Here is a 571-nt window from a genome sequence, read left to right as displayed (position 1 = left end):
CGATGATGAACCTGGACCTGTTGTTCTTCGCCAGCAAGGAAACCGGGGACGCCAAGTACTCCACGATCGCCGTCGAGCACGCCAGGACCACCGCGAAGTACTTCCTCCGCTCGGACGGCTCCACGCCGCACGTCTACGACTTCGACCCGGCGACCGGAACGCCGATCGGGCCGAACACCGTGCAGGGCTACAGCCCGACTTCGTGCTGGTCGCGCGGCCAGTCCTGGGCGATGTACGGGTTCACCACCGTCTACCGGCGGACCGGGCAGCGCGAATTCCTCGACGTGGCGACGAAGCTGGCCGACCACGTGTTGCCGTACCTGCGCACCGATCCCGTGCCGATCTGGGACTACCGCTCGCCTTATGCGCCCCACGACATCCGCGACTCGTCGGCGCGCGAGGACTTCGTCGTGAGGCACGTGTCGGTGATCGCGTTGAGCACGGACACCGCCGTGTCGCGGTAGCGGTTGTTGCCGGTGATCTTGGCGAGGTCGAGCAGCGCGCACGCGGTGATGGCGCCCGCCGACGAGTCGCGGATGTCGTGGGGCGCATAAGGCGAGCGGTAGTCCCA

General features: G+C 67.3%; 2 pseudogenes. One reads left to right on the top strand and one right to left on the bottom strand.

Annotation, left to right across the window (positions count from 1 at the left end):
• Positions 1-464: pseudogene (locus CCN37_RS37710) on the top strand (glycoside hydrolase family 88 protein); the annotation flags it as partial.
• On the opposite strand, the pseudogene CCN37_RS41215 reads toward CCN37_RS37710, so the two are convergent.
• A pseudogene (locus tag CCN37_RS41215) lies at positions 362-571 on the bottom strand (glucuronyl hydrolase); the annotation flags it as partial. The pseudogenes CCN37_RS37710 and CCN37_RS41215 sit on opposite strands and share 103 nt — an antisense overlap.

The organism is Allokutzneria sp. NRRL B-24872 (assembly GCF_002155965.1).
In the GTDB taxonomy this organism is placed as follows: domain Bacteria; phylum Actinomycetota; class Actinomycetes; order Mycobacteriales; family Pseudonocardiaceae; genus Allokutzneria.
Note: the sequence above shows the minus strand (reverse complement) of the source record. Positions and strands in the feature narration are given on the sequence as shown.